General features: G+C 55.0%; 6 protein-coding genes, 1 tRNA gene and 2 rRNA genes (1 of these 9 only partly in view). 3 read left to right on the top strand and 6 right to left on the bottom strand.

Annotation, left to right across the window (positions count from 1 at the left end; all coding sequences use genetic code 11):
* From N9C89_RS16120 to N9C89_RS16110, 3 genes are all read left to right on the top strand, one after another.
* A 23S ribosomal RNA gene (locus N9C89_RS16120) occupies positions 1–1,065 on the top strand (it extends 1,765 nt beyond the left edge of the window).
* A gap of 132 nt (positions 1,066–1,197) precedes the next feature.
* Positions 1,198–1,312 (top strand): 5S ribosomal RNA (gene rrf / locus N9C89_RS16115).
* 99 nt (positions 1,313–1,411) lie between these two features.
* Positions 1,412–1,488: transfer RNA gene (locus tag N9C89_RS16110), tRNA-Met, on the top strand.
* On the opposite strand, the gene N9C89_RS16105 is transcribed toward N9C89_RS16110, so the two are convergent.
* From N9C89_RS16105 to N9C89_RS16080, 6 genes are all read right to left on the bottom strand, one after another.
* Complete coding sequence (locus N9C89_RS16105) at positions 1,445–3,088, bottom strand: recombinase family protein (RefSeq protein ID WP_263955051.1); 1,644 nt, start codon at positions 3,086–3,088, stop codon at positions 1,445–1,447. The genes N9C89_RS16110 and N9C89_RS16105 overlap by 44 nt on opposite strands.
* Positions 3,085–4,134, bottom strand: a complete 1,050-nt coding sequence (locus N9C89_RS16100) for a hypothetical protein (RefSeq protein ID WP_263955050.1) — start codon at positions 4,132–4,134, stop codon at positions 3,085–3,087. Before N9C89_RS16100 ends, N9C89_RS16105 begins: the two co-directional genes overlap by 4 nt.
* Complete coding sequence (locus N9C89_RS16095) at positions 4,131–5,831, bottom strand: tyrosine-type recombinase/integrase (RefSeq protein ID WP_263955049.1); 1,701 nt, start codon at positions 5,829–5,831, stop codon at positions 4,131–4,133. The genes N9C89_RS16100 and N9C89_RS16095 overlap by 4 nt, the downstream gene beginning before the upstream one ends.
* Positions 5,832–5,995: 164 nt before the next feature.
* Positions 5,996–6,202 carry a helix-turn-helix domain-containing protein gene (locus N9C89_RS16090; protein ID WP_263955048.1) on the bottom strand — a complete coding sequence of 69 codons (207 nt, stop codon included), beginning with the start codon at positions 6,200–6,202 and terminating at the stop codon, positions 5,996–5,998.
* Positions 6,203–6,487: 285 nt separating this feature from the next.
* Positions 6,488–7,294, bottom strand: coding sequence for a hypothetical protein (locus N9C89_RS16085; RefSeq protein WP_263955047.1), 807 nt, complete (start codon positions 7,292–7,294; stop codon positions 6,488–6,490).
* The coding region (locus tag N9C89_RS16080) for a hypothetical protein (protein WP_263955046.1) at positions 7,248–7,500 on the bottom strand (253 nt) is incomplete at its 5' end. The genes N9C89_RS16080 and N9C89_RS16085, both read right to left, overlap by 47 nt.

Raw genomic sequence — 7,500 nt, 5'->3', positions numbered from 1 at the left:
CGACGTATAGGGTCTGACGCCTGCCCGGTGCCTGAAGGTTAAAAGGAGGAGTGAGAGCTCCGAATTGAAGCCCAGGTAAACGGCGGCCGTAACTATAACGGTCCTAAGGTAGCGAAATTCCTTGTCGGGTAAGTTCCGACCTGCACGAATGGCGTAACGACTTCCCCGCTGTCTCAAATGTGGACTCAGCGAAATTGAATTGCCTGTCAAGATGCAGGCTTCCCGCGGTTAGACGGAAAGACCCCGTGCACCTTTACTACAGCTTCACACTGGCATCAGACACAATTTGTGCAGGATAGGTGGTGGGCTTTGAAACCGGAACGCCAGTTTCGGTGGAGCCTCCCTTGAGATACCACCCTAATTCTGTTTGATGTCTAACCGCGGTCCGTTATCCGGATCCGGGACCCTGTGTGGCGGGTAGTTTGACTGGGGCGGTCGCCTCCCAAAGAGTAACGGAGGCGCGCGAAGGTTGGCTCAGAGCGGTCGGAAATCGCTCGTTGAGTGCAATGGCAGAAGCCAGCCTGACTGCGAGACTGACAAGTCGAGCAGAGTCGAAAGACGGCCATAGTGATCCGGTGGTCCCGAGTGGAAGGGCCATCGCTCAACGGATAAAAGGTACGCCGGGGATAACAGGCTGATACTGCCCAAGAGCTCATATCGACGGCAGTGTTTGGCACCTCGATGTCGGCTCATCTCATCCTGGGGCTGGAGCAGGTCCCAAGGGTACGGCTGTTCGCCGTTTAAAGAGGTACGTGAGCTGGGTTTAGAACGTCGTGAGACAGTTCGGTCCCTATCTGCCGTGGGTGTAGGAGATTTGAGAAGAGTTGCCCCTAGTACGAGAGGACCGGGGTGAACGATCCACTGGTGGACCAGTTGTCATGCCAATGGCAGTGCTGGGTAGCTATGATCGGACAGGATAACCGCTGAAGGCATCTAAGCGGGAAGCCCCCTTCAAAACAAGATCTCCCTGAGAGCCGAGGTAGACCACCTCGTCGATAGGCCAGAGATGTAAGCGCGGTAACGCGTTCAGTTGACTGGTACTAATTGCTCGATAGGCTTGATTTGATCCAGTAGAAGCGAGACATCGCTAATACTGACAAAATCAAAAGCATACACTTTTACACAAACAGCGGAAAACACTTGGAAAACTGATGTACAGCGTGCTTCAAAAAAAGCACGCTGGTGTTTCTTTCTCGGTTTGGTGGTCATGGCACAAGTGAAACACCCGATCCCATCCCGAACTCGGCAGTTAAGCACTGTTGCGCCGATGGTACTGCGTCTTAAGGCGTGGGAGAGTAGGTCGCCGCCAAACCTAGTAAGAAACACCAACAATATCGTATCTCTCAAACGAGAAAAGCCCCGCAAAACTTAAAACGCCGGGGCGCGTAACTTGGCAAATACGCCAAAGTGGCGCGGGATGGAGCAGCCCGGTAGCTCGTCAGGCTCATAACCTGAAGGTCGTAGGTTCAAATCCTACTCCCGCAACCATTGTTACAGAACGGCCCGAAGCAAACGCTTCCGAGGCCGTTTTTGTTTGGCCTAATGCCAACAACCCCGCCAACTCGCCAACAAGTTCTATATCAAGACTGTCGCTATCTGGGATCAGACGTATCTCCGTGAGAAGGCTGCGAATGAGAGTGGTTGCCTCGGCTTTGCTTGAAGCATCATTCAGCGATTCTGTTAGATTGGCGACTTTTGCTCTGTAGAGTTCTGCAAGCCCCGGATGCAGCATAACCGGATTGTCTGGTTCTGTAGTGGCCAGTTCGGCTTCAAGCTTTAGTTTGCGGTCTTCAAGCTCATCCATCTTGGCCTTCATACTTGGGTGAAACATGCCCTCAGTGATCGCATCTATGATCTTATCGATTTGTTTAGAAACCCTGGTCAATTCCTGTTTTGTCTGTGATCTGGTTTTTGAGGACTCGTTTGCGAGGCGGTTGAACTCTGCTTGAAAAGCGGAAACGAACTCGGCGATCAGATCAGGGTGAAGCAATTGATCTTTGAGCCCCAAGAGCACACGCGCTTCAAGGTCTTCCCGTTTGATTGTGAGGCGGTTGGTACAGGTGCCTTTGTTGCGGGTATTGGCGCAGCCGTACCGTGTTTTGCCGACAATGGTATAGCCACCGCCACAAGCTCCGCAGATCAACATTCCGGAGAACAGGTGTTTGGCTCGGTGCGCGCGTTCTGGACGGTTGAGCCCATCACGGATCATGTCGTTACGGGTCGCCTTCTGCCGGGCCTTCACCGCCTCCCAGAGGTCTTGATCAATGAACCGGAGTTGCGGAACCTCTTCAATGATCCAGTCTTCTGTTGGGTTCATACGCGCTTGTCGTTTGCCCGTTGACGGGTCTTTGACAAAGCGCTGTCGGTTCCAGACGAGACGTCCAATATAGAGTTCATTGTTGAGGATACCTGTGCCACGTTTGTGATTGCCGTAAATGGTAGACGATCCCCAACCCGTGCCGCGTGGCCCTGCGATCCCGTCGTTGTTTAAGGCGGATGCGATGGCGCGAGGGCTGAGGCCGTTCGCATAATCCTTGAAGATGCCCTGCACGGTCGCGGCCTGCGCTTTATTGATGATCCGTTCCCCTGTGGACATCTCGCCATCAGCCAAAACCTGACGCACCACGTCATAGCCATATGTGATGCCGCCTGCGGATTTGCCTTTGCGGATACGCCCTTCAAGGCCGCGGCGGGTCTTCTGCGCAAGGTCTTTAAGAAACAGACTGCTCATTGTGCCTTTGAGGCCAATGTGCAGTTCGGGCACTTCTCCCTCTGCCACGGTGACAATCGGTATCCCCAAAAACCGCATCTGTTTATAGAAGGCTGCAATATGCTCCTGGTCCCTGCTGAGGCGATCAAGGCCTTCTGCAACAACCACGTCGAACGCCCCATCCCGCGCGTCCTGTAGCAGGTGTTGATAGGAGGGGCGAAGATGGGTGGCGCCGCTTAACCCCCGATCGGCGTAGGTTTTGGATTCACTCCAGCCGTTGGCCTCAATGAGACGTGCGCAAAGGCGGTGTTGATCTTCAATCGAAGCATCGCTTTGCAGGTCTGTTGAATATCTCGCGTAGATAGCAGCGCGTGTCATTTTGTACCCTTTCTGATGTCCTCAAGCAGGCTGGCGTATGTGCGCCCGTCATTGATGGCGCGGGCCTGATTGTAATGACGTTCTGCGGTGCGGAAGGTTGAATGCCCGAGCAGAGCGCGGATAAGGCGGGCGGCGTCTGGTGAATCGTAGGCCAAAGTTGTTGCCGCACAGTCGCGGAACAAATGCGGGCAGACGCGGGCCCCGACGTACTTCTCTGTCAGGCGCGTTATCCGTGCTCCGAGATGTATGGCGCAATACGGACGACCACTGTCGTTGGACCAAAGTCGCATGTGTTGTGTGTCGCGCCGCGTTAAAAACCATGGGCGCACGTCTCGTATATAGCTAAGAAGCGGAGACGCGAGACTTGCGGGAACTTCCGTCTCCCAAACGCGATGGTTTTTTGTATCTGGCGTCTCAAGAACAACCGAAATGCGATCGCCAGATACAGTCAGGGTCTGACCCAGTTCAAGAGCCACAAAGGATCTGCGTCGCATGGGGAGTACCGCCAACATCATGATCATGACGCCATCGCGGCGTTGCTGCGCTTCTTTGAGGCTGGCGGGGGTGCCGCCGGAATTAAGATCCTCAACAAGAGATAATCCCGCTTGGAACAGTACATCACTTGCTATGATCCGCCCTCGCTTGCGGGTACTTGGCGAGGTGTGTAGCTCATGGCGTAGGAGAGACGCTAACCTGATCTGCATCGTCCAGTCGTGGTCGGGCGCATAGGCTTTAAGGACACGCAGGGCCTTTTCCAAGCATGCAAGGCGTGTATCAGGCCTGAGATGCGAGACACATGTCATCCAAGCAGTGACACGTTCTGGCGTGGCCCGCTCCACCGGCGATTCAACGAAGGCCCCGGGATGATTGGCATTAAGCCAGCCCAGCCAATAGCCATAGCTAGTGACAAGGTTCCCGCGCGAGGGTTCCTCTAAATGGCTGAGTGGACCGCGCGGATCGAGCGGGCCAGCTTTGGTGGTGAGTTCGGCCCACATGGTGCGATCCGCTTCAGGCCATTCTTCAAAGCGCAGCGATAACCGTCTCATTGTGAACCTCGCTTTTGCTCAATAATGTTTGCAAACAACTGTGAGGCGGTGCCCGCTTCAAAGCCGGCATAAGCATTAAGGGTAGATGAGAGTTCAGCGTGGCCTAAAATGCGGCGCAGCGCTTCATATTGTCCGGGGTATCGCTCTAGCCAAAGCTTGGCGGCGAAGTGGCGGAATAAATGGACGTTCATATCGACGCCGACTTCCTTGCGAATAGCCTTGCTGACCCTTTTTGAGAGATCAGACGTGCTTACCGAACGCGCGACGCGTCGTTGCGAGAACAACCACGGCGTGCCAGCAGGGCACATAATCGGAGAGCGTATAGCAAGATAGCGGTCGATCTTCTTGATGAGCGATGCGGGGAGCTCAAACTCAATCATTCGGCGGTTCTTCACGTCTGCGCTGTCATAGACCAAAAACACCCGCTCATCGCCAATACGCTTGAGATTGGTCTCAAGGTGAAGTTCCGCGAGGTTGCGCAGGCGGATGGGGCAGGCGAGCAAGATGTCGATCGCGATTGCGACCTCAATCTTAAGCAGAGCCGTTTTGAGTTTGATCATTGGGTTTGCAGCTGCAAACAAGGTATCAGGCAGCACCACGAGTTTGCGCATGGCATTGGCATCATCAAACTGACGAAGGCGGGTCCGGTTTTTAGGGGTCATGCCTCGGTTTTGTTCAGGCGTCAGACGCCGTGCAAGTTCTGCAATCTCTTCGAGCTGCGCGTCAGGAACCTGAAGGTGATACTTGGCGAGGGCTTTGAGCATGAGAGCGGTGTTGAAAATGCTGGGGGAGGATTGCCCATTATTGCGCTTCAGCATCCATGTGAGACCCTGCCGCGCATTGCCGGGATCGACCAAAACATCAAGAGACGTCATCTCTTCAATTTGAAAGCCGGACAAAACAAGAGCCGTGGCAAACCGAAGGAGTTGGGCGCGATGATGGCGAATGGTTGCAGGCCGCAAGGGTGCGCGTAAGGCCTTGGCGTCAAGTGGGTCTGGGTTTTGCATTCTGTTGATGAATGTGGCGACGCCCTGTTGGAAGGTGAGTGGAAAATCTTCCAGCGAGTAGGTGTAGCGCTTGCTGTTGTTAACCATGGTGAGCTTCTGCTTGGGCCACGCCTCCAGGCGCCCCACCGCATGGTTCCAGCCATAGATGGCTTGACGCATGGCGTCTTCGGAGTTCTTGCGCAGTTCATTGATGGCGAGCGCCTGACGATAGGCCTCGGTGTGGGCATCACAAACCTCCGCGGGGGCAACGTCGAGGCGATTGAGGAAATGTACGAACCGGCCCAAAGCAGGCGCGAGGGATTGGCTCTTCGTGGCGAGGACGTCTTCCCAGAGGGCGCGCCAAGGGGGCGAAAGGTCGGAGCGTCGACTATCCCGCTTCTGCACAATGCCGCTGTGCACAAGCGCGGCGCGGGCATTGCTGACGGTGTTGCTCCAAGACTTTGGTGACAGGCTGAGGGCGGCAGGCTCAATGCGGCCAAGGCGGGGTTGCAGCCACATCGGATCTGCGGGGATCTCGTTGAGAGGACGGTTGAGGGCTTTGCCAATGCCGCGCAGGCCCGAGGCTAAATCCCGCGCTCTGGTAGGAGATAGCTCGGCGTCTTGTTGCAGCCGTTCCAAGCAGTCCGACAGCATTGGCGTTCCTGGTTTTACAAATGCGGTTTCCAGTGTTTTGCGCTCGAAATAAGCCATCGGGTTACGGTCCTTTGTGCATAAATGGTCTCGGGTGGACACCGTGAGACAGGGAGGTCGAATCGGGATTACATCGCCACAGTATAGTTTGCTGTTGCAGGGCAGAGGTGTTCCCGACAGATCGATAACGTATTGATTTAGTGGACTCTTTGTGACGCCTGAGGTCAGGAGGACATCAGGTGGCGATAGCGCTCATGGGCGCTTTTTGTGATGCGGATGGAGCGCCGTCCCGGGCCAACTCTGATAGCCTCGAGATAGCCAATGGCGATAGCGCGTCGCACAGTCTTCTGTGAGCAGCGATCAAGCTCCGCGATCTCGGCCACGGTAAAGAGCGGGTCATTTGGAATGCGGGGTTTGGTCTTGGTCTGCATGGTCTGAGGTATCCTCTTGTTGAGAGGGACCAGAGGCCATAGCGTCTCGCGCAGCTTGGCGAGCAAGAAGCCGAACCAAAGCCTGTAACCCCTCATGAGGAGGCTTCGTGCTGAAGGCATTGGCAGGGGTATGTTGGGGCTTCCGGTCCATACAGGAACCCTGAAGGGCCCTCCGCCCAAAAGCTAAATGGTCAGCGCAGAAACTTTTGTATCTGCCGTGACCCCGCGCAGCTGTGCTCGATTTTGCTGGCCTCACCGCAACGCGCATCACGACACAAACGCGCTTCAGGCAAACCTTGTGTTGGCTTCACGAATCCACCTGACAAAGGTCGCATCTGAAGGGGACTGATTTGGAATATGGTTAAAGCAAGCGCGCAAAAAACGAATGAGTGGACCTGAGGGCTTACCATCGATTGAGCTTTTAGAAACGCCAGGTGAACGCGCGAACAGGTCGACATAAACCTTAATCAGCTCGAAGGTGAATTTTGCGTTTGCGATTTGGTTGGTATCTGCATCAGGGCTCTCGTCGCCTGCATTGTCGGGGTCTGCGTCAGCTTGGTTTTGCTTAAGCTGATAGGTCGCAGCCTCCGCGAGAAGGGCGCAATGCTCTGACAGTTGAAGAAGGATCTCTGCCGAGGAACGCGCTCCGAAGAGTTCCTCGGCGCTCACCGTTCCCGCTTGCTCATTATTGATAGCGACAAGGCGGTTCTGCATAGAGGTTCTTAGGCTAGGCTCCAGCAACCGTGCTATGCCGTCGGAAATACACGGGTTGCAAGCGTCCTCCGTAACCGCCCCTTCTTCAGACACTATGGGGAGAAGGCTGTGGAGCGATTGTGTGACCCGCGCGACTTGCTTGAGAACGCGTTCATTCATGTGATCGGTTGGCTCAGAGGCCCGGTCCAACTCAAATCGATGCAGAGTCGCAGCGGCGTTGAGGCGGGTGATGATACGATACACATACGCCCGGTCAGCATTCGAGGCCGGGTACCCCACCTGCTTGATGATCTCCTGCAGGATGCTGCTGCTATACGGTGCGAAGTCTAGGTCAAGGCCCGGGGTGGTATAAGTGGTTGGTGGCGTTCGTTTGGCCATACTCTGTTCCTTTGTGAAAAACAAAAACAGCGTAAATGGCGAAAACACACATGTGCGGCGAAATAGGAAAATGAGGGAAGAATATTTTGCCCATGGGAGGTGTCTGGAAGCCTATCAATCCTGATGAGCACGGGAAAGGTACCGAACGCTCGCCGCGCTGAGCGCCCGATGTGGCAAAAAAATGAAACTGATAAATTACAGGGCGG

The organism is Halocynthiibacter sp. SDUM655004, assembly GCF_026015885.1.
Lineage (GTDB): Bacteria > Pseudomonadota > Alphaproteobacteria > Rhodobacterales > Rhodobacteraceae > Falsihalocynthiibacter > Falsihalocynthiibacter halioticoli.
Note: the sequence above shows the minus strand (reverse complement) of the source record. Positions and strands in the feature narration are given on the sequence as shown.